Annotated in this window: 17 protein-coding genes; 8 read left to right on the forward strand and 9 right to left on the reverse strand. The window is 61.5% G+C overall.

Annotated features, from left to right (window positions below; translation table 11 throughout):
- The first annotated feature begins 49 nt into the window (after positions 1–49).
- Entirely contained in the window at positions 50–943 is an 894-nt protein-coding gene (locus tag AC27VE_RS05700; protein WP_280027542.1) for a LysR family transcriptional regulator, read from the forward strand.
- 243 nt (positions 944–1,186) lie between these two features.
- Here AC27VE_RS05700 and AC27VE_RS05705 read toward each other — a convergent pair whose 3' ends face one another.
- On the reverse strand, positions 1,187–1,498 hold the full coding sequence (locus tag AC27VE_RS05705) for a hypothetical protein (RefSeq protein ID WP_488703272.1): 312 nt from the start codon (positions 1,496–1,498) through the stop codon (positions 1,187–1,189).
- Complete coding sequence (locus tag AC27VE_RS05710; RefSeq protein WP_488703273.1) at positions 1,495–1,887, reverse strand: tautomerase family protein; 393 nt, start codon at positions 1,885–1,887, stop codon at positions 1,495–1,497. Before AC27VE_RS05710 ends, AC27VE_RS05705 begins: the two co-directional genes overlap by 4 nt.
- A 102-nt stretch (positions 1,888–1,989) precedes the next feature.
- Here AC27VE_RS05710 and AC27VE_RS05715 point away from each other — a divergent pair, with 102 nt between their 5' ends.
- Positions 1,990–2,868 (forward strand): LysR family transcriptional regulator, encoded by an 879-nt coding sequence (locus AC27VE_RS05715; RefSeq protein ID WP_488703274.1) that lies wholly within the window; start codon positions 1,990–1,992, stop codon positions 2,866–2,868.
- Positions 2,869–3,023: 155 nt separating this feature from the next.
- Here AC27VE_RS05715 and AC27VE_RS05720 read toward each other — a convergent pair whose 3' ends face one another.
- The 3 genes from AC27VE_RS05720 to AC27VE_RS05730 all read right to left on the reverse strand — a co-directional run bounded on the left by AC27VE_RS05720 (position 3,024) and on the right by AC27VE_RS05730 (position 6,801).
- A complete protein-coding gene (locus tag AC27VE_RS05720) occupies positions 3,024–3,509 on the reverse strand; it encodes a DUF6644 family protein (RefSeq protein ID WP_488703275.1) in 486 nt (161 codons plus the stop codon).
- Between the two features lie 18 nt (positions 3,510–3,527).
- Positions 3,528–3,914, reverse strand: coding sequence for a DUF6152 family protein (locus AC27VE_RS05725; RefSeq protein ID WP_454676843.1), 387 nt, complete (start codon positions 3,912–3,914; stop codon positions 3,528–3,530).
- 127 nt (positions 3,915–4,041) lie between these two features.
- Positions 4,042–6,801, reverse strand: a complete 2,760-nt coding sequence (locus tag AC27VE_RS05730) for an autotransporter family protein (RefSeq protein ID WP_488703276.1) — start codon at positions 6,799–6,801, stop codon at positions 4,042–4,044.
- A gap of 380 nt (positions 6,802–7,181) precedes the next feature.
- On the opposite strand from AC27VE_RS05730, the gene AC27VE_RS05735 reads away from it, so the two are divergent.
- Positions 7,182–8,741: a sensor domain-containing diguanylate cyclase gene (locus AC27VE_RS05735; RefSeq protein ID WP_488703341.1), complete on the forward strand. Its 1,560-nt coding sequence runs from the start codon at positions 7,182–7,184 to the stop codon at positions 8,739–8,741.
- Positions 8,742–8,805: 64 nt separating this feature from the next.
- On the opposite strand, the gene AC27VE_RS05740 is transcribed toward AC27VE_RS05735, so the two are convergent.
- Together AC27VE_RS05740 and AC27VE_RS05745 are read right to left on the reverse strand one after the other, a co-directional pair.
- Entirely contained in the window at positions 8,806–9,162 is a 357-nt protein-coding gene (locus AC27VE_RS05740; protein WP_488703277.1) for a hypothetical protein, read from the reverse strand.
- Between the two features lie 426 nt (positions 9,163–9,588).
- Positions 9,589–11,979, reverse strand: a complete 2,391-nt coding sequence (locus AC27VE_RS05745; protein WP_488703278.1) for an arylsulfatase — start codon at positions 11,977–11,979, stop codon at positions 9,589–9,591.
- A gap of 243 nt (positions 11,980–12,222) precedes the next feature.
- On the opposite strand from AC27VE_RS05745, the gene AC27VE_RS05750 reads away from it, so the two are divergent.
- Positions 12,223–13,053 (forward strand): IclR family transcriptional regulator, encoded by an 831-nt coding sequence (locus tag AC27VE_RS05750; RefSeq protein ID WP_488703279.1) that lies wholly within the window; start codon positions 12,223–12,225, stop codon positions 13,051–13,053.
- Here AC27VE_RS05750 and AC27VE_RS05755 read toward each other — a convergent pair.
- Positions 13,045–13,503, reverse strand: coding sequence for an acyl-CoA thioesterase (locus AC27VE_RS05755; protein WP_488703280.1), 459 nt, complete (start codon positions 13,501–13,503; stop codon positions 13,045–13,047). The genes AC27VE_RS05750 and AC27VE_RS05755 overlap by 9 nt on opposite strands.
- Before the next feature lie 34 nt (positions 13,504–13,537).
- A complete protein-coding gene (locus AC27VE_RS05760; protein WP_488703281.1) occupies positions 13,538–14,800 on the reverse strand; it encodes an alkyl sulfatase dimerization domain-containing protein in 1,263 nt (420 codons plus the stop codon).
- A 206-nt stretch (positions 14,801–15,006) separates the two neighbouring features.
- Between AC27VE_RS05760 and AC27VE_RS05765 the strand changes: the two genes are divergently transcribed.
- Genes AC27VE_RS05765 through AC27VE_RS05780 form a run of 4 tightly spaced genes read left to right on the forward strand, consistent with a single transcriptional unit; the run spans position 15,007 to position 20,323 of the window.
- On the forward strand, positions 15,007–15,978 hold the full coding sequence (locus AC27VE_RS05765; protein ID WP_488703282.1) for a Bug family tripartite tricarboxylate transporter substrate binding protein: 972 nt from the start codon (positions 15,007–15,009) through the stop codon (positions 15,976–15,978).
- A gap of 53 nt (positions 15,979–16,031) precedes the next feature.
- Entirely contained in the window at positions 16,032–17,282 is a 1,251-nt protein-coding gene (locus AC27VE_RS05770) for an alkyl sulfatase dimerization domain-containing protein (RefSeq protein WP_488703283.1), read from the forward strand.
- Positions 17,283–17,285: 3 nt separating this feature from the next.
- Positions 17,286–18,215: an alpha/beta fold hydrolase gene (locus AC27VE_RS05775; protein WP_488703284.1), complete on the forward strand. Its 930-nt coding sequence runs from the start codon at positions 17,286–17,288 to the stop codon at positions 18,213–18,215.
- Positions 18,212–20,323: an acetate--CoA ligase family protein gene (locus AC27VE_RS05780; protein ID WP_488703285.1), complete on the forward strand. Its 2,112-nt coding sequence runs from the start codon at positions 18,212–18,214 to the stop codon at positions 20,321–20,323. The genes AC27VE_RS05775 and AC27VE_RS05780 overlap by 4 nt, the downstream gene beginning before the upstream one ends.
- Positions 20,324–20,331: the final 8 nt, after the last annotated feature.

The following is a 20,331-nucleotide window of genomic DNA, read 5'->3' on the forward strand; positions in this document are numbered from 1 at the left end:
GAACAATACGCTCCAGTATTGAAAGAGAATCACGATATCCGAGAGAAAAATGAGCCGCCTCGAAGACCTTGAAGCATTCATTCATATTGCCGAAGCGGGAAGCCTCACCAAGGCGGCTCGCCGCCTGAATCGCACGTTGCAGGCCGTCAGCCGCTCCCTGGCGACGCTGGAAGAGGACGTCGGCGTTCAGCTCGTCCACCGCACGACGCGGCATTCGGCGCTGAGCGAAGCGGGCGAGACTTTCTTTCGCCGGGTAAAGCCGGCGTTAGAGGAAATAGGGGAGGCTCGGCTGGAAGTCGCTGATCGCCGGAAGGCGCCCTCCGGCACATTGCGTGTGGGGGCGCCGATACTGTTCGGCCCCGACTTCCTGGTTCCGATCATCGCGGAATACATGCGGGCGTATCCGCAGGTCGAAGTCGATCTGCAATTGACGGATTCTTTTGTCGATCTTTCGGGCGCTGGCCTCGACCTGGTTGTGCGTATCGCGGACCTGCCCGATTCCGGCCTGCAAGGCAAGCGGCTAGGGGCGTTGCGCAGAGTCGTATTTGGCGCGCCCTCGTATTTCGAAGCGCACGGCCGTCCCGCGCATCCTTCGGAATTGCGCCAGCACGCCTGTATCGTCAGGACCGTTGACCAGCGGCCAGGGCAGTGGGCCTTTCAGATTGCTGGAAAGCCGCGCAACGTCGGGGTCCGCGGGCCATTCCGCACGAATACGATGGCGGCGATCTATTCCGCAGCAAGCGCCGGACTCGGCATCGGCTATTCGCCAATGTGGCAGATCAGGCACCTGCTGGACACGGGACAGGTGGAAACCATACTTGAGGATTTCGAGCCCAAACCGGTGCCGATCCATGCGCTTTGGCAAGAGAACAGGCTCCCACCCGCCAAGGTGCGGGCTTTCGTCGATTTTCTGGCATCACGGTTGAAGCTTGATTGCCTGTAGTCCGGGCACCGCCACTGCGGCTTTGAACGGCTTGGGGATATTCTCGATCGAGACCCGTCAAAGCATTCTGCTGAAGTGTCGCACCCCCTTGCGCAGCAGCATCATCAGGGACTCGCGCTCTTGCTCGGTGTAGCTGTTTGAATGCGATGCAAGCGCCCCGAGGTTGGGGGGGCGCTTGCCTCTGACTCCAAGGGGAACTGCCTGCTGGACGCTTCCCATCGTGAGCGGCGTTCGGGGGTGACATCACTCCGCAGGCCACTCGGGCGACGCCGAGCCAAAATCTGCCGCAAGAGTGACTGATTTCCATCTTTGCATGATCTGATGGCGTCCTTGTTCCTCTGCTTCAACGACTTGCCAGGCATCCGAGCCGAGCACGAGACGAGCGGGAATCTCAGTGCGCGAGGCGAGCGCCACGACTAGCGCTGCAATGCGCTGAGGATCGCCTACCTCATGGCCCACGTAGGCGTCGATGAGTGACTTGAATTCCCCCATCGATGCCAGGTAGTCCGGCAACTCTGCCGCTCGACTGCGTTGATCCGGGCCTTCAGTGCTCACGCATGCTGGTAGCGCCATTCTTGGGTGACCCCTCCATAGCCATACGAAGTGGCTTGGCAGTCGACGACATGAATGCTCGAGTGGGGGTGCACATTGCCGATAAGCCCGCCGAGGAGTTCGTAAGCCGCCTTGTGATAGTCGGCCTTCTCGTTGCGGGTATTGGTTTCGCCGGTGACGGTGACTTCAAGTTGGAAAGATCTTTTGCCCTGCTCGGCCAGGGAGCTTCCCGCGATGAACCATTGATCTAGGGGCACAAACCGGACGATCACCCGCGTCCGCGACGGTTCTTTTTTCAGTATCCGGCACGTGAGTTCGGTCAGTTGCGCGGCTAGCTGGTGGGTTAAGGCCGAGTCGGGTTGGCCGGAAATAGTGATATCGATACCAGGCATGCTTTTCTCCTAGCGGTTTCCTGAGCCGCCAGTATCCGGCGCCGCTTGATACGTGAAAAGCAGGAAGATAAGATGATATCTATTTGAAAAACAGGTGGATGGATGTCGCGCATTCTGGATCTGGAGTTGCTGAACACGCTGGTGGTCGTCTCCAATGCGGGTAGCCTGTCTGCCGCAGCGCCGCGCTTGTATCGATCACAATCGGCGATCAGCGAACAGGTACGCAAGCTTGAACAAGCTTGCGGAGTATCGCTGCTGGTCCGGGGGAAGGCGGGCGTCAGTCTGACCCCGGCGGGGGAACGGCTGGTGGGCCACGCGCAAAAGTTGCTGTCTCTAAGTGACGCTGCCTGGCGGGACATGCAGGGAGCCCAACTGACCGGGGACTTGCGCCTGGCCATCACGGATTATTTTCGTCCGCATGCGTTGCCGATCATCATCAGGCGCATCCGTGAACAGTTTCCGCAATTGCGCCTGCACGTCTGTGTCCGCAAGAGCGCATGGATCGAGCATGAAGCGAATGCTGGAAGCTTCGATATCGGCGTGTCGATGACAATACTGCACACTGCTCATCCGCCGAACGATGCAGGTTCCGGGCGAATCCGATTGCGGCGCGAGCCCCTGCATTGGGTTGCTGACAATTCATTTGTCCTGGAGGCGGCCACAGGGAGGCTTCCTCTGGTCGTATTGCCGGATACATGTTCGCTGCAGCGATTTGCCCTTCATACGCTCGACGCGCATGGTGTCGCTTACAGCGTTGAGCAGACCGCGTCAGATATTGGCAGTTTGCATCTGGCACTGGCCGCTGGCCAGGGGATTGCCTGCCTGAATGCGTCGGCGATTCCCCCAACGGCAGCGCCTCTTGAAGGACACGCTGGCTTGCCTGCTCTGCCAGACGTCGAGTTCAGCCTTGCACCTTCACGCGCTGGCGAGCCCCCCTTTGTGTCGGACGTCAGGGACCTGCTTGCTGCACATCTGGGCTGACCATGAACGGGCAGTGCCATACAAGGGCATGCCCCTTCAAGAATGCGCTGCGAATCGCCTGAAGCGGCAACGTGTTCAAGCCAACGATGTCTGTTGCAGAGAGCGTGCACGCATCACCCCCTGCATTGGGTCGCTGGCTTCAGGCGAACAGCAGGCTACAGGAACCCGATCCATCTGCCCGCGACCAGGCAGCCAGTCCATAGCAGCAGCGAGACGGCGGCCTGGCAGCGCAGCGCGCTGGATGGGCGGCCTCCCTGTAAAACCTGCCCCCATGCTCCGCCCCGGCGCACGAGCCAGGCGTTGATCGCGCCCGCGCCCAGCAAGCCCATCTTCACCACGAATGCCGGATTCTGCAGATATTCCTGCGGCCGCACGGTGAACAGCGTGGCGCCGGTCAGTACGGCAAGAGCAAGGCCGAGCGAGGCTGTGCTGGCCAGCACGGGCGCCAGGAGCGCCAAGGAGGTGGGCTTGAGGACGCCGAGCAGGCGCAAGTCCAGCGGAACGATCGAACCGATCAACAGGCCGATGGCGCCGATATGAGCGGCGTTGACCAAAAGGTAGAGCGTTGCGGACCGTCGCAGCCACAGCGCCGGCGGCAGGGCCGTAAGCTGTTCCAGCGCCAACCGAAGCAGTTCGGGCATGGCTGAAGGCCGTGGGGCTCAGGGTTTCTTGATGCGGCTGGGATAGATGTCGTAGGTCTTGCCGCCCACCATGACCTGAACGGCCTTCATGCGCTTGTTGCCGGCGTCCTGGTCGCGGTTGCCGATAGCGGTGATGGGGTCGCCCGGCTTGGCCGACCCCTCGACGAATCCTGCTTCCTTCGTTTGGGCGGGATTGCCGAGTTCGACCACCCAGACACCGTCGTTGGCTCGCACCCTCAACGTGGGATGAGGCGGCGCGACCTGAACCTGCTCAACCGTGCCTTGCAAGGTCATCTGTTCGGATTCCGCCCACGACCACCCGTGATGCGCCATGGCCGCGGGGGCCACTGCCGACAGCGCGGATAGCGCCAGCCCTGCCAATAACGCGCGTTTGGATAGCTTCATGTCGATGCTCCTGGGTTGCGGTTAGGCTGACGCCATGGCCCGGCGCTGCGGCGGGGCGGCCAGTGACCCCAGCATAGCAGCGGTATAGCGGTTTTTGCCACGGCGGACACCTGCGGTGGGCAACTCACTAAAACGTCATTCTGAAGCCCGCCGTAGCGGTGACGATATAGCTGCCGGAGAAGTCCACATCGGCGTCGACCTGGCCATAGATCGCATAACGTTCCGCCCAACCGTAGTTTGCTCCCGCGCCCACGCTGCCCCAGGTTCGCGCCATGCGCGTGGCCGCCGGCACGTCGGCCACGCGCACACGGGTTCCGTCCAGGAATTCATGTTTCACGTTGACGACGCCATAGACGCTGGATTCCCGACTCACGCCACCCGTTTGCCAATTGCTTTTGTAGTCCAGCGCAATACCGACGCGGGCCAGCAGGCTGTCCCCCTTGTCGCTTTCAACGTGCGCGCCGAATTTGTCATTGAAGCTGTCGAAGCGGGTCGATGCGTAGGTCAACTGCGCCTGCGGGATCAGCGCCAGTCGCTCGCTCAACCCGAACGCCTTGCCCGCTTCGATACCCAGCCCGTAGCTGTTAGCTCGGCTGCCGCCCTTCAACTTGCCGGCCAGCCGGGAATTCAGGTCGCTCTCGAACCAGGTTGCTTGGGCCTGGGTGTCGATATAGAGCCCATTCTTGCCGTACCAGGTCAGCGTCGGTGTCAGGCCATAGGCGGTAGTGTCGATCGTGCCGTTGCCATACGCCGAAAACACGTGCGTGTCGGCCTTGCCGTACTGGAAGGCTATGCCGCCCACTAAGCGGGACCCTTGTTCTTGACCCGCCAGGATACGGTCAACACCAAATTGCGCCTTCCAGCTGTCGATGTCCTGGCGTGCGCCCGTGGTGGACGTGGAAGGTTCGAGCCGGCTTGTCGTGCCCTCCATCCGGCTCCATACGCCGTTGCGACCGACGTCCGCCGAGTCATATAGGCGGTTGCCGACGCGCTGGCGCAGGGTGGGTAGCCGGCTCAAGTTAAGGAGCGTGTTGGCGTAGGCTTCATAGACCGGCACACCGGGCTGATACAGCAAGGGCGGTTCGACGCCCGGCGAAACGCCACCGGTCGGAGGTGTGCCGGGGCCGATTGGGGGCGTGCCTGGATAGGTTGGCGGTGTGCCGGGATCGGTTAGGGACGATCGCAGATACCAGCCGCCGTCTGCGGAGTCCTGCTGCAGGACATAGCCGTAGGCGCCGGCCACCAGGGCTGGACGCCCCGCGATGACGTAGTCGCCGTTGGCCAGGTCGAACTGTCCCGCCGAGACCCCGTTGACCTGCACGATCTGTATGCCCCGTTGGGTCAACCCGCCAGCGCCTGCCATGTTCGTCACGGTGACCGGTGTCGCGCCCGCGGTGTCGCCCGTGACGACCAACTTATCGGTTGGCGAGTTATCCCCGCCAAGCTGGGTGCGGATTTCCAGATTGCCGCCCTGTGCCGTGTAGTCACCGGCGACCGTCAGGGTGCCGAAGCCACTGCGCGGCCCCGGGGCGATGGTGCCTCGGTTGGCCGTCGCACCGACGCGTCCCGTGCCGGTCAGCCGTGCTCCCGATAAAACGTTCACCGGGCCGCCGAGGACGCCATCGACCTGCAATGTGCCGGCCTGAATATCAGTGGTTCCCGTAAACGCGGCGCTGTTGCCCGACAAGGTCAGCCTGCCGGCGCCCAGCTTGTTGAGGTTGGAGGTTCCCGAGAACGCGGTCAATACTCCCACCTCGTAGCCGTTGGTATCGAACCAAGCACCTTCGCTTCCAATCGCCTGCGTCGAGAAGCGATTCAAGAAGTCAGCCTCGTCACGGTTGGCGCGCAGGACACCCCCATTCAGGTTGAAAGTGGCGTTGCCGGCGCCCTTGACGACCGAGCCGGTCTCCAGCACGCCGCGGCCGCTGGCGTCGCCGATGAGGTTCAGCGTACCGGTGGCGGTGCCGACGTCGGTCAGCCACGTATCGCTACCGGCGACCGCCAGCCCGCCCTTGTCGATAGTCAATATTCCCGTGCCGGCCGAGCCGATTTCGATTCGGTCGCTCGCGGCAAGCGTAGAGATATCGGCCGTTGTGCTCGAAACGGTCACCGTGCCCACGCCGCCCGCCTGGTTGCCGATGTAGATCGTTGCGGCGGCGCCCGGCGCGGATGATCCGACCGTGCGCACGGTGGCGCCTTCCAGGACGCGCAGGTCGCCAAGACCCTCGAAGCCTACGTAGATATTGTTGAAGGGATCCCAGACTGTTGTCCGGCCCGACACGATAGCGCTGCCATCGCTGCCGGCGAGCCAGCCGATAATGCCCTGGCCGCTGTGCACGGCGCCGCCGTCGTCGATCCGCAGCGTGCCCCGGCCGCTTTCGCCGATCATGAATCCTCTGCTCGCCGAGAGATTCCACGTTGACCCCGGCCCGGAAACGAGAACGCTCCCGACGCTGCCGTTATTGCTGCCGATGGTGCCCGAGTCGCTTTGGGCCATGCCTGCGTCCAGGATCGTCAGTGTGCCGCTGCTGCCAGCTTCCACCCCGATGAGCACGGAGCCGAGGCTGGTCCAGGTGGACGCCGTGCCACCGGCGTTGCGGCCCGACACCGTCAGCGCTCCCACGGCGCCGTTCAGGTTTCCAATGTACGCACCGTCATTGGTTACGGAACCGCCATCGGTGATGGTCAACGTCCCGGTGAGGGAATCGCCAACAGTCAGGTCACCTCCGACAGCCCAATCCGGCGTCTGGACCGGGCCGGGCAATACCTCGCCGGTACCGACGACTGACTGCGCGTACGTCGGGTTCGTGAAGTTGGCCGCGGATGCGGCCAGGATTATCCATTTTGACCATCCCGGCCGATTGCTATTCTTGTTGGACACGACCATTCCTCTGTCAGTAGATGCAAACCACGCAGTTAATACGGCACGTGGGGTGCTCAACTTTATAGGCGTTTACCCCCCGATCATCCCCAGGGGACCGTGTGTGGCGTGTATCGCCGGAATTCACCGTCAAGGATTGTCAACAATAAGGCCGGAGAGCTTTTCTCACGATATTGTGTTGCCAGGCATAGCTGCCACGTGAAGATTATTAAGGCCAGGGGGATATTGGGCGATTGAATAGTGGATTTTCATAGGATCGCCAGAGAGTCGACGCTTATACTCCAGCCAGGAGCAAGAGGGCCACGAACGATACAGAAAGTTGTTTTGGACGCTTGTTTCGTGAGGGGAACGACGTGTTGCTGCAGCAAGGCAGGCGTGAACAACAGATGCGGCCCACCGTGCGCCGGGTCACACTGTGGTTGGCCGTCGTCTGGTTAGCGCTGGTAGCGGGCCTGGGGTGGTGGGTTTCGCAGAGAATCGTGACTGCGCAGCTGGCTAGACTGGCAGCTAGCGCCGAGTACGAGTCTAAGACGACCGTGCGCGTGATGGACCGCTTGTTTACCGAGATGGTGAGCGTGGCCAATATGGTGGCGCGGCAGAGTCTGGTGATTGAGCTCGCAATTCGCTATCGCACAGACCCGCCAGGCGTCGCCGAGCTGAGCCGGCAGGAGCGCGCTGCTCAGTTTGCGCGAGACCCCTTGGTGCGCAGGGTGGGCGACGTCATGAACGCACTGGCCAGTGATCTGCGTTACGCGCGCATTTACATGAACAATATGTCGGACGATACGGTGACGGCCAGCAATTGGGCCGAACCGGACAGCATCGTGGGCATGATCTACTCGGGCCGGCCCTACCTCATTGATGCGTTGCGCACCGGCAATGGCCATTCGTTCGGTATTGCTCGTCTGAATAAATCGCCATCCTATTTCGTGGCCAGTCGCATCGAGGACTCGAACGACGTGCCGTTGGGCTCAGTCACGGTCAAGTTCGACGCGCCAGAGGTGGCGCTTTATCTGACAGGGCGCCATGTTGCGCTGATCGTGAATCGCCAGGGGCGCGTGATCACGGCTTCGTCGGAGCCGTTCATGCTACGCAACGTCGCGGCGCTTCTCCCGCCAGGCACGGTTCTTCCGCCGGATGGCGAAGAAGAGCCAGGCGAGCTCATGGATGTGCGCGCGGCAGACGGGTCAGACAGTGCCGACCAGTGGCTCATCGATGGCAGGCCCTATCTGCTGCGGCAACAGCCGTTGTCGGGTACCCAATATCAGTTGCTCACGTTGGCGAGTTTGGAGCATCTTGCTCCCATGCGCAGACAGCATGTCTGGATGGCGGGGCTGGTTGCGGTGTTTGGCTTGATCGTGATCCTGCTATCTGGCCATGTGGCCCGCCAAATCGTGATGCGCCGACAGGATGAACGGTATGCGGCCAACTATGACGCGCTGACCGGCCTGCCGAATCGACGCGCAGTATTGGCCGAGTTGGAGCGGTTGTTCGCTCTGGCGAAGCGCACGCAGCAATGGGTGCTGGTGGCCTTTATCGATCTGGATGGATTCAAACCCATCAACGACACCTATGGGCATGAGGCCGGCGACAGATTCTTGATCGAAGTTGGCCGGCGCATGTCGGCCGCTCTGCGGGCAAGCGATATGCTGGGGCGCTGGGGTGGCGACGAGTTCGTTGTGGTTGGACTCGTGACCCAGTCCGCGTCCGACGATCCGCAAAGGGTCGTCGACGAGATGCGCAGCCGGCTGGCGTTGCCGCTGATCGGTACCTATACCTCAGATGAGTGCAGTTTCGACTATCGAGGCGCAAGCTTTGGCATTGTCAGCGTGGATCCCGCTGTCAGTTCGCTACAAGCCGCGCTCAAGGAAGCTGACCGGCTTATGTATGCGGACAAACAGGCGCGGCGGGCGCAGCAAACAGCCCAAGGGTGGGCAGGGGTGTGAATCTATTTGCAGGCCTGACGCAACCCGGCTAATCCTTGCGCGTGTCGCGCAAGGAAGCTTTTTCCTACATGGTAGGTTGCGGAATAGGGCTGTCTTTCGGCAGGGTGCCCGAAATGCGCGATGGGCAATCCGAAATTCCCCACTTGGTCACCACGCCTTTGTCGATCATGAACTTTTCGATGCATACGTGATACGCGGACATAGGGCCCCAGATTTCTTCGTATGAAACGATTTTTGCACCGCTTTCAAGCGTATAGCTCTTTTTTGGGGGACCCCACTTCGAGATCAGTTGTTCTTCTGTACTGCCGACCCAGATTGAATTGACGTCGTTATAGGTTTTATAGCGCGTGCCATTCAGCATGTTCATCTGGCCTGGAGTGCACCCCACAAGCAGCGATGGCAAGACAACAAGCAGTGCCAATTTTCTCATTTTGACCGTTACCCCAAAGTTCTACTGTTGAGAGTTGAGCCCTTCAGCGCGGCATGCCTGGGAAAAGACCTTCTGCGCGCCGCCGTCATGCCCGGCGCAAGCGGGGCCGCAAAATGGCCGCGCTTGTATTGATTTTGGGCGTCAATGTATCAGAAACATCGCTATGCGGCAGGAAACATTCATGTTGGGGGGGGCGGGTCCCGGCGCTGATAGCCACCTGGGGACGGCATTGGTTTGATCGGACCTGCCCCTACCGGCCTTGATCGTGGCCAGCGAATTACCGTCGGCCACGCACGGCTTGACGGCGTGCACCTGAGGGTGCTTCCACGCTGTAGCCATAAACCCTCGCTGAATTGAACGGGGAGTTTCCCGCGAGCTGGATCTACGCTCGCGGGGCCCCTTGCACAGTCTGGGGATTTACTTCAACTCCACGACGACTCTGTCTATGGTTCCTTTGAACCGATAGGGCGGGACGTAGCTGTCGTCCACCGGCGAACCTGTATCCATTCCAATATCCTGCCCCTCAAATGCTGAATACTGGCCCTGCACGGTACGATCGACCCGGCCTTCACCCAGCGGCTTGTCGTTGGCGGACAGTTTGATCGTTCCGCCTTTGCCCAGCCCGTTGCCGTCATAGAGGAAGTCGATTTTCAGGGTGCTCTTGCCCGTTGGGACGGGGGCGGCGGAGACAATGCGATAGCGCTGCATGCCCAGGAAGTTATGCACCGCCACCAACTTCTTGTCCTGCACGTAGAAGCCCCAGCCTGCAGTGAATCCACCCTGTGTGAATAGCATTCCATCAGCGCCGCCCTCCGGAATATCGACATCAGCGCAGACGCTGAAGGACCGGTTGCCCAGCACGGGCGCGCTTCCCAGCGCCAAGTTCGTCAGGAGGCCGGGGTATTCGAAGTGCGAACGACCCAATGTCGGATTTGGTCGGCCCATCGCTATGTCGGATACACGTTCCAGCGAACGCCAATCCAACGGCAGGACGTTGTAGCGTGCTGCCTCGGTCCAAAACAGGGCTTCCATCATCTTGACCTTGTCGGGATGCTGGCCGGCCAGGTCATGGGCTTGTGAGAAATCGTTGGTCAGGTCGTAGAGTTCCCATTTCGCCTTGTCGATGTCGAATTCTGGACGCACCAGATTCCACGGTTCGAACGTGATCGATGACGCCATCCAGCCATCGTGGTAGATGCCCCGGTAGCCCTGCATTTCGAAATACTGCGTGCGGCGCTGATCCTTTGCCTTGGCGTCGTTGAAGCTGTAAGCCATGCTGACGCCTTCCATCGGCTTTTGCGCCACGCCATTGACGGCTTGCGGTTCCTGAACGCCGGCCGCTTCGAGTATGGTGGGCGCGATGTCGATGATGTGATGGAATTGGCCGTGCAAGTCGCCCTTGTCGGTCACGCGCGCGGGCCAGGAGACGATCAGCGGATTGCGCGTACCGCCGAAGTGCGAGGCCACCTGTTTGGTCCATTGGAACGGCGTATTGACGGCATGAGCCCAGCCCACCGGGATGTGATTGTCGAACTTGCGCGAACCGATCTCGTCGATGTGCTGCGCCATGTATTCCCACGTCTGTGGAACTCTGCTGTAAGCCGCGATTTCGTTCAAGGTGCCTTCGAGGCCGCCTTCGGCGGAAGCGCCGTTATCCCCGGCAATATAGAAAATCAGTGTGTTGTCCCCGCCAGGCATGTTGCGCACGGCGTCCACGACTCGGCCCATCTCGTAGTCCACATGCGCGCCATAGGCGGCGAACACCTCCATCATGTGGGCATAGAGTTTTTGCTGCTCGGGCTTCAATGACGACCATGCTGGAATGCCAGCCGGCCGTGGCGTGAGTTCAGTATTCTGCGGGACCACGCCCAATTTCTTCTGGCGCTCCAATGTCTGTTCCCGGTAGACATCCCAGCCCATGTCGAACTTGCCCTTGAATTTGGCAATCCAGTCCGGCGGCGCGTGATGGGGGGAGTGGGTGGCGCCGGGCGCCAGATACAGGAAAAATGGCCTTTGGGGGTCTATGGACTTGACCTGCTTTACCCAGTTGATGGAATGATTGGCCAGGTCGACAGTCAAGTGGTAGTTCGGATCGGTGGATCGGGGAACGGGCGTGGTGTTCTCGTAAAGCACAGGTTCCCATTGGCTCGCGTTGCCGCCATGAAAGCCATAAAAATGTTCAAAGCCCAGCGAGGTTGGCCAATGGTCAAACGGCCCGGAGGGGTTTTGTTCCCACGGCGGCGTATTGTGGTTTTTCCCCATCCACGCCGTCGCATAACCATGCTGGCGCAGTATTTCAGCGACCGTCGCAGTGCTTTTCGGGATGATGCCGGTATAGCCATCGTAGCCTGCGGAAAGTTCGCTAATGACGCCAAATCCGGAAGAATGATGGTTGCGCCCGGTTAGCAAGGCTGCGCGCGTGGGTGAACAAAGCGCCGTGGTGTGAAATCGGTTGTATCGCACCCCGTCGTTCGCCAGTTTGTCCATGGTGGGGCTGGGGGTACCCCCGCCGAAGGTACTGAACTGCCCGAAGCCGGCATCGTCCAACAAAATAATCACCACGTTCGGCGCATTTTTTCCGGGTCGAGCCGGTTGCGGGAACTGGGGCGGGTCGGACTCTTGAAAGGTGCGTCCCACATCCCCGGTAAAGCGCGGTTCCGCTAGGGGTAGTGCCACAGGAGGGGTGGGCAATAGCGACTTGGCTGAAGCGGTGTCAGCCGCGGAACTGAGTAGGGGAAACGCCTGAAATGCGAGGAACAGCGCCGAGACGGCCAATCCTCTGTGATGCCCACGGAATCTTGCAATCATATGCCTCTGCCTTGCACACAATCGTTGAAGAGCCGACTCTCGATAAGAGGGGTAGTGGCCGACGGGTAACACCTCGCACGGCCAAGGTTTTTTATAGCATGTAAGCCCGTATATCGAGTTCAGGTATTCATACTGGCCGCGGGCGGGATATGGATTGGGGCGATCCATTAGGGGTTCTATCCGTTTACGGCCGGGCAAGTGCAGAGGACAATACCCAGCTGTTCACAATCGCCCGTTATCCGCATGAGCCCCGCACTCCCGAAAAAGAACCCCGGACAAGCGGGCCGCCTGACGACAACGCTTGAGCGAGGGCTGCGTGTGCTGCAGTGTTTCGACAGCCGCGACGCCGTGCTCAGCAACGGCGAGATAACCAAGCGAACCGGGCTTCCCAAGGCTACGGTCTCGCGACTGACGCATACCCTGGTTCAACTGGGGTACCTGAAGGTCAGCCCGGACAATGGGCAGTTCATCCTGGGCATTGGTGTGCTGTGTCTGGGCTACCCGTTGATGTCAGGAAACTTCCTGAGTCCCTCCACGTCCCAGCACCTGACGCGCCTTGCACAACAGATCGACGGGACCGCCACGATCAGCATGCGAGACCACTTGCGCATCGTGTCGCTTCAATCGGAAAGTGCCAACGATGTGCTCCGTCGCCGGCCCGGGGTCGGGCTGTCTTTGCCGTTCTGTGGAAGCACCGCCGGCCTGGCCTGGCTGATCGGCGCAACCGAAGACGAACGGGGAAGGGCGATACGGGAGCTGCACTATGCCGCGGGTGAAGAAGCTGTCGCCCAGTACCTGGACCTGTACCGCACTGCGGCGGCCTTCCACCGGCGGGAAGGCTATGTGATGACGGAAAACCGCGTGCACCAGGACACGGCGGTTTTCGCCAAGAGCCTGTACCGCCGGCCAGGCGAAGACCTGTTGATTCTGTCGTGTGCGATCTCCACGCGCACCCCGGCCGGGCGCGATGCCATGAGCGCCGTGCCCAGACTGTTGGCCAGTGTGGCGGAAACCGTCAACGACGAACTCAGGAAGCCCGCACGTTCCCGTGCATCGGACAGGCAGTCAGCGTAAATCCTCTGCCGCGTACAGGTGATGGATGCGGTCGCGCAGGCCGTCCGGCAAGACGACCTTCTCCCCGGAAGCATTGCACAGCCATACGCAGATCGCATGGCTGGACGCCGCTTGACCTTGATGCCATACCGCGAACTCCATGCGGAAGCTGGAGTTCTTCAACCAGGCGAATTTTCCAGTGGTCAAGACTCGGGTCGCGATGCCGATAGGCTTGTCATACCCGACGGTCAATTCCCGGATGACCGGACCGGCGCCCTCCAGCGTGAACGGCGGATAGTCCAATTCCAGGAACATCGCGTTTCGAACTTCCTCGAACCAGCCAAGGTGTGTCCGGTGGTTCACGTGCCGGAACGCATCCAGTTCGCTCCAGCGCACGTCGAATTCCAGTCCGAATCGCCAACCAGTCGCGACGCCGTAGGCAGCGAGGGTGTTGTCAGTCAAGTGGGGCATATCGATTCCGTCCTGTGGGGGGCGTCCGTTGCGGTCATACCCATTCGAACCCGACCTTCTGACCTTGCGTCTGCCCGATCGGCTGGCCGCGCAGGCTGTCGGCTGCGCTGAGCAGCAAGCTGCGCGAAACAAATGAGGGCAGCTCCTGCGCACGTTGCTCACACAGTTCCGCCTTCAGGCGTCGGGCCTGCAAGACGGCAGGCGTGTCCGAATCCGCCAGCGCCAACAGGTCGACGACATGCAGCGCTAGCTGCGTTTCACCTGCTTTCTGCAAGGACAGGGCCTGCTGCAGCACGTGTTCCGGACGCTTGACGGCGGCCAAGACCGCGCTGGCCGCCTCCCGCACCGGACTGGGATGCAGGTCAGTGGGGTTGCGATTCCACCATCCGTTCTCGGAACGCCAGACATCGCGGATCACGAATTCCGCGCAGCCGTAGGAAGGCTTCATGTACGAATTTCCGAACAGTTCGGCCGGCAGGTCCACGGTGTGGATGATCTCTTCGACCGTCATGCCGGCATTCATGTGGCGCACCACCTCGTGCCGCAGATGCCGGAGCGCTTGCGCAGGAACGGATAGGGCTTCGGCGATTTCCTCCTTCGCGGTCAAGGGTTTGCCGAACTCGGGGATCAATACGTCCGGGTCCAGGGCAAGAAAGCGTTCCAGGGTATCGGCCCATACGCAGGGGTCGCGCAAGATGCGGTAAGGGGAGCCGCTATTGGGGCACGTCTTGATAAATGCGTTCGAACCATAGAGCACTTTGGATTCGGGGATCCAGACGGCGGTGCCATCGTCGGTTTCGCCCGGTGCGTGTAGCAGTTGCACGCACCGGTCGGTGCCATGGACAAGCATGGTGTGCCGGTATGTCGTATCGGCCGGAGTGAACCAGTGTGGGGGAGGGTCTTCCGGGTAGGCCGTACGGAACTGGCGGGTATTGGTATGGCTTTGCAAGCCGGCGGTTTCCCGATAGCGGCGGAACCGGCGCGCGACGTTCTCATGGGCGATCAACTGCGGCGGCGCATACCCATCTGCTTCGGCCGCCTGCCGCCAGGCGTCGACGCCGTTGTTGTAGCCCATATGGCCGTGGCTATAGACAATGTAGGCGACGGGCTTGCCCAGGCGCTGGCGGATCTCTTGAATCATGCGCTGGGTGATGTCGCCGCCAGGTCCGCTGTCCACCAACAACAGGCCGTCGCCCAGATCGACGACCAGGGAATTCCCCTGGCCGCCCAGCGTATACACATGGGGGGCATGTTGGATCAGCCCGTGGCTGCGCATCAGAACGTCGGTGCGTGTCATGGTTGTTGTCTCCTTTGAGATGGACGGTATTCGTCGCGTATCCGGGGAAATTCTAGGGATCGTTTTGCGGACGGCGATCAACGTTCCACTCTTTGGAACAATCTGCGCGGCAGGTGCCGAAGTCCCTAGAATTTTCTCCACGCATCGACACCTGGGCATAGCCGCCGGGCAGGGTGCGACATAACGAGAAATCCACGGAGACAAGCATGTTCATATTTGCGAAGCACCTGGCAAGGCTGGGCTTGATGGCGGTGGCTTGCTCGCCAGCATGGGCCCAGGGCACCTTCCCGACGCACGCTGTGGCGGCGGTATCCCCGTTCACCGCCGGCGGACCGAACGACACGTCGCTGCGCGTCATCCTGCAGGGGATGGCTGCCAAGTTTGGCGGAGACTACGTGGTCGAAAACAAGCCCGGGGCTACGACCCGCATCGCCAACCAGTACGTGGCGCGGGCCAAGCCTGACGGCCATACCTGGCTGTACGCGGCGGCGCCGATCGCGAATTTCGCGGCCGCCAAAGTGAAGACGAATTACGACCTCCAGAAGGACTTCGCGTTCATTGGCCCGGTTGTCGTCACGCCGCTGTTCCTGGTGGTCAAGGCGGACAGCCCCTATCGCAGCGTTGCCGATTTTGTCAGCGCCGCACGCAGCCGCGCGGACGGCGTCACGTTTGCGAACTCCGGTTATGGGGCGTCACCGCACCTGACTGCCGAACTTTTCTCGATGAAGGCTGGGTTCAAGTTGCTGCCGATTCAGATGAAGGGCGACTCCGCTTCCTACATCGAACTGTTGGCTGGGCGTGTGGACGCAACGTTGACCTCTCTGACCAGCGCCTTGCCGTTCATCCAGGAAGGGCGTTTACGTGTGCTGGCTGTCGCGTCACCGGAGCGCTCCAGGATCTATCCGGACGCGCCCACGTTCAAGGAAGCCGGCTATCCCGACGTGGTCGGGTTCGGCTGGTTTGGCCTGCTGGCGCCGAAGGAGACGCCAACCGCCGTGGTGCAACTGGTGAATCAGCGAATCAACGAATTGGCGTCGGATGCGGCCTTCAGGGAACGGCTGTTGTCCACCGGTGTGGAAATTGCGCCCCAAACGCCGGAACAGTTCAAGCAGTTTGTGAACGACGAGGTCCGCAAGTGGGGCGACGTCATGAAAGAAAACAATATCAAGCTGGATTGAGGAGGAGCGAGATGCAAGGAGCTAACGCAGTCAGGAAGGGGACGGAAGGCGTCGTGCTGTTCGACAACCCGGTCCGCAGGGATATCGTCAAAGGTGTGCACACGATAGGCGGGCAGGGGAATTCACTGGCGGTCGAGACAGCGCGTGGTGTCGTGGTGGTGGACGCCGGCCCGGGTGGAAAGATCACCGCGGCGATGATTGCGAATCTGCGCGCCATCACCCAAGCGCCCGTCCATGCCATCGTTTACAGCCATGGGCACAACGGTTACAACTCGGGCGTTTCGGCCTGGCGCGGGCATGCCGAGTCGCGCGGGGAAGCCGGACCCGTGTTGATCGGACACTGTGGCGTCGCGCGGCGCTACACCCGCTACGTGGAGACTGCCGGCTTGCAGCAATGGCTGAACAGCCGGCAGTTCCGCAGGGAGTTCAAACCGTACGCGGCTGAGGCCTTCCCGCCGCCCGACGTTCAATTCCAGGACTTTCTTTCGCTGGACTGCGAAGACCGTCGCGTGGAGTTGATCCATGCGCCATCGGAAACCGATGACAGTATCGCCGTATGGCTCCCCGAGGATCGATTCCTGTACTCGGGGCCGGCTTTCATCCGCAGCATCCCGAACGCCGGCACGCCGCTGCGCACTTTCCGGGACCCGATGCGTTGGGCGGAATCGCTGGAGCGCCTTCAGGCGCTTGACCCTGCCGTCCTGATGCCGGAGTTCGGTGATCCCGTGACGCGCCCCGACGAGATACAGGCCGCGTTTTCGGTCACTGTGCGGGCATTGCGCTACTTGCGCGCAGAGGTCGTGGCACGGATGAACCAAGGCATGGACGAGCGGGACATCCTCGCGGATATGTCCTATCCGGACGAGATCTTCGGCCATCCGTTCCTGCGGCCGATCTACGGGTGCCCGGAGTACATCGTGCGGGATATCTGGCGTTCGGAAAACGGCTGGTGGGACCGCAACCCGACGTCGCTGCATCCGGCCCATCCACAGGCCGTTGCCACGGCCCTACGCGCGGCATTGGGCGATGTCCAGTCGGTGCTGGACCATGCGCGCACCTTGCAGCGCCAGGGGAAAACGCAACTGGCTTTGCACGTTGTGGACCTGGTGGCATCGAGTCGGGACGACGATCCGCAAACTGTGCAGGCTCGCGAACTCAAGGCGGAACTGTGCGTGGAACGCGCTACGCAAATGGCTTCGATCGTATCGCGCAACATCCTGCTCAGCAGCGCAGAGGACGTGCTTGGCCTGCCCATCGGGGCGCGGCGAGCCGACGACCCTGCCTTCGAATTCTCTTGGAACTAGGTGATGGAAAAGAAACCTGACCATCAGGAAATCCGTCATGGGCGCAGGGTCGTCAATGGGGTATCCCTGCATTACGCGGAATGCGGGGATCCGACGCGCCCGCTGATGCTGTTCATCCACGGCTTCCCAGAGGCTTGGTTCGCATGGCGCGCGCAGATGGGCTATTTCAGTGACCGCTATCACGTGGTTGCCGTCGACACCCGGGGCATCAACGAGTCCGACAAGCCGGGCGAGGTCGCAGCCTATCGCATCAAGCCTTTGGTCAAGGACATCGTCGCCTTGATCGAGGCGCTTGGCCATGACGACTGCATCCTGGTGGGGCACGACTGGGGCGGTGCGATTGCCTGCGCGGTGGCACTGGGGGCCCCGCATCGGGTGCGTCGGCTTGTTCTGATCAATGCGGTGCACCCGGTCTTGTTTGCGCGCCAACTGCTGCGTAATCCCGCGCAGCAGGCTGCCAGCCAGTACATGCTGGATTTTCGCAGCGAGAATTTTGCGGACACGGTACAGCGCGACGATTTCGCCTACCTGACGGCGATGTTCTCGACGGATGGCCGCAGGCCGGATTGGCTGGACGACACGGCGCTGGCGGAGTATCGCGCAGCATGGTCGCGTGCGGGCGCCGTGGCGTCGGGCCTCAACTATTACAAGGCGACCACGCTGTACCCGGGCAACGAGGCTCAGTTGGCCGAGGTTGCAGACGCCAACGTCGACGCATTCGTCTTGCGGATGCCGACGCTCGTGCTCTGGGGGATGCAAGACAGCTATTTGCTTGCGGGCTGCCTGGATGGACTGGCGCAATTAGCGCCGCAGATGCAACTGCATACCTATGACGATGCGTCGCACTGGATTGTGCACGAAATGCCTGAACGGATAAATTCGATGATCGAAAACTTTGCGCTTGGCGCCAAAGCGGGGGGAATGACGACGTGACTGATACCCCTTTGCTGACCCGGCTGTTCTATCCCGAAAGCGTCGCCATCGTGGGCGCGTCCTCGTCGCCGGCCAAGATCGGCGCGGTACCCGTATCGTTGCTGGCGCAACACGGGTACGGCGGCAAGCTCTATCCCGTCAATCCGACTGTCGAGCACGTGCAGGGGATACCTGCGTTCAAGTCGCTGAGTGCGGTGAAGGCGCCGGTCGATCTGGCGATTATTTCGGTACCGGCCGCGCAGGTGTTGCCCGTGCTGCATGAGGCGCTGGAGCTGGGCACGAAGAACTTTGTGCTGTTTTCGTCGGGCTTTGCCGAAGCCGGCGAAGCAGGGCGGCACCAGCAAGAGCGGTTGACCGAGTTGGCGCAGACCCATGGGGCCAACATTCTTGGGCCGAACTGCCTGGGCTTTATGAACATACGGGAGCGGGTTTTCGCCACGTTCTGCACCGGGCCGGCGGGAGGGCTGGTGCAGCCGGGTAATGTGGCGATCGTTTCGCAAAGCGGGGCGTTCGCGGGCTACGCCTACACCCTGGCGCGCGAGCGCGGTCTGGGCCTGTCGCATTGGATCACCACCGGCAACCAGTGCAGTATTGATGTCGCCGACTGCATCGCCTGGCTGGCCAGCGACCCGCAAACGCGAGTCATCATGGTCTATATGGAGGGTTGCTCAAACGGCGCGAAGCTCAAGGATGCGCTGGCCAAGGCATATGCTGCCGGCAAGCCCGTCGTGGCCTGCAAAGTCGGGCGGACGTCGTCCGGGGCCCAGGCGGCCGCATCGCATACGGCAGCCTTGGCGGGCGATGACGCCGTCTATTCCGCGTTGTTCAAGCAATATGGGGTCGTTCGCGCCTTCACAGTCGAAGAATTTTTCAATCTGGGCTATGCCTTTTCCGTCGCGGACGCGTTGCCGTCGAATCGGGACATCGGATTGCTGACAATGTCGGGCGGTGTTGGCGCGCTGATGGCCGACGATGCGCACATCGCAGGCCTGACCATGTCGCCATTGCCCGACGCTGCCCGGCAGCCGATCTTGCGACGAGTGCCGTTCGCGGGTGTGAATAATCCCGTGGATATCACCGGGCAGGCCACGTCCGAGATGGACCTGTTGTCGTATACGGCGCGGCTGATGCTGGATGAAGGGGGATATGGATCGCTGGTGGTCTTCGTGGGCGCAGTGGCCGCCTCTCCGGCACTTTGGCCTCACGTTCGCGAGTTTGTCCGCGATATCCGAGGTGCTTATCCCGACACGCCGCTTGTGCTCAGTTGCGCGATCGCGCCGGCCAACAAACAGGAACTGGAGTCCTTGGGGTGCCTTGTGTTTTCCGACCCCAGCACCGCCATCCACATGGTTCGCGCCTTATGTTTCCGCCGCGACGGCAAACCCCCGCGCAATTTGCGGGGCCAAGCGGCCACCGCAGCCGTTGTACTACCGGAGAATTTGGGCGAAGCGGCCTCGTTGGCGTTGCTGGAAGCTGCCGGCTTACCGACGGTATCCGCGACAGTTTGCACAAACGCCGATGAGGCCGTCGCGGCCGCGCGGCGGGCAGGTTATCCCGTAGTCATGAAAATCGCGTCGGCAGACATTGTGCACAAGACCGATGTGGGTGGAGTCCGGCTCGCCATCGCCGACGACGCGAGCGTCCAGTCGGCATTTGGCGAGATCATGGCCACCGTGGCCGCCAATACGCCAGCGGCGCAATTGGATGGCGTCCTGGTGGCGCCGATGGTGCGCGGCGGCGTGGAGTGCATTCTGGGCGCCCACATCGATCCGGTGTTCGGCCCGGTAGTGATGTTCGGCCTGGGAGGCGTATTCGTCGAGGTCCTGAAGGATGTCAGCTTCCGCCTGGCGCCGATAGATGAGGACGAGGCGCGCAGCATGGTGGCCGAAATCCGAGGGGCGGCGCTCCTGGCCGGGGTGCGCGGAACGGAGCCGTCCGACGTCCCGGCGCTTTGCCGCGCAATCGCCGCGTTGTCGGAATTTGCCAGCGCGAATCGGGACTGCCTGCTGTCCGTCGATGTGAATCCCCTTGTTGTTCTTCCTGAGGGCAGGGGTTGCATCGCGCTTGATGCAGTCATCGTCCCGCGGACCGAAGGCAGCGCCCACTGAGACGTACC

The sequence above is a fragment of the Achromobacter sp. 18P8.1.1 genome (assembly GCF_057799415.1).

Coding starts and splice junctions, on each gene's coding strand:
- AC27VE_RS05715 (WP_488703274.1), top strand. CDS start 1,990: ATGTCGCGCATTCTGGATCTGGAGTTGCTGAACACGCTGGTGGTCGTC.
- AC27VE_RS05765 (WP_488703282.1), top strand. CDS start 15,007: ATGTTCATATTTGCGAAGCACCTGGCAAGGCTGGGCTTGATGGCGGTG.
- AC27VE_RS05730 (WP_488703276.1), bottom strand. CDS start 6,801: ATGGTCGTGTCCAACAAGAATAGCAATCGGCCGGGATGGTCAAAATGG.
- AC27VE_RS05745 (WP_488703278.1), bottom strand. CDS start 11,979: ATGATTGCAAGATTCCGTGGGCATCACAGAGGATTGGCCGTCTCGGCG.
- AC27VE_RS05710 (WP_488703273.1), bottom strand. CDS start 1,887: ATGCCTGGTATCGATATCACTATTTCCGGCCAACCCGACTCGGCCTTA.
- AC27VE_RS05760 (WP_488703281.1), bottom strand. CDS start 14,800: ATGACACGCACCGACGTTCTGATGCGCAGCCACGGGCTGATCCAACAT.
- AC27VE_RS05755 (WP_488703280.1), bottom strand. CDS start 13,503: ATGCCCCACTTGACTGACAACACCCTCGCTGCCTACGGCGTCGCGACT.
- AC27VE_RS05700 (WP_280027542.1), top strand. CDS start 50: ATGAGCCGCCTCGAAGACCTTGAAGCATTCATTCATATTGCCGAAGCG.
- AC27VE_RS05750 (WP_488703279.1), top strand. CDS start 12,223: ATGAGCCCCGCACTCCCGAAAAAGAACCCCGGACAAGCGGGCCGCCTG.
- AC27VE_RS05720 (WP_488703275.1), bottom strand. CDS start 3,509: ATGCCCGAACTGCTTCGGTTGGCGCTGGAACAGCTTACGGCCCTGCCG.
- AC27VE_RS05775 (WP_488703284.1), top strand. CDS start 17,286: ATGGAAAAGAAACCTGACCATCAGGAAATCCGTCATGGGCGCAGGGTC.
- AC27VE_RS05725 (WP_454676843.1), bottom strand. CDS start 3,914: ATGAAGCTATCCAAACGCGCGTTATTGGCAGGGCTGGCGCTATCCGCG.
- AC27VE_RS05735 (WP_488703341.1), top strand. CDS start 7,182: ATGCGGCCCACCGTGCGCCGGGTCACACTGTGGTTGGCCGTCGTCTGG.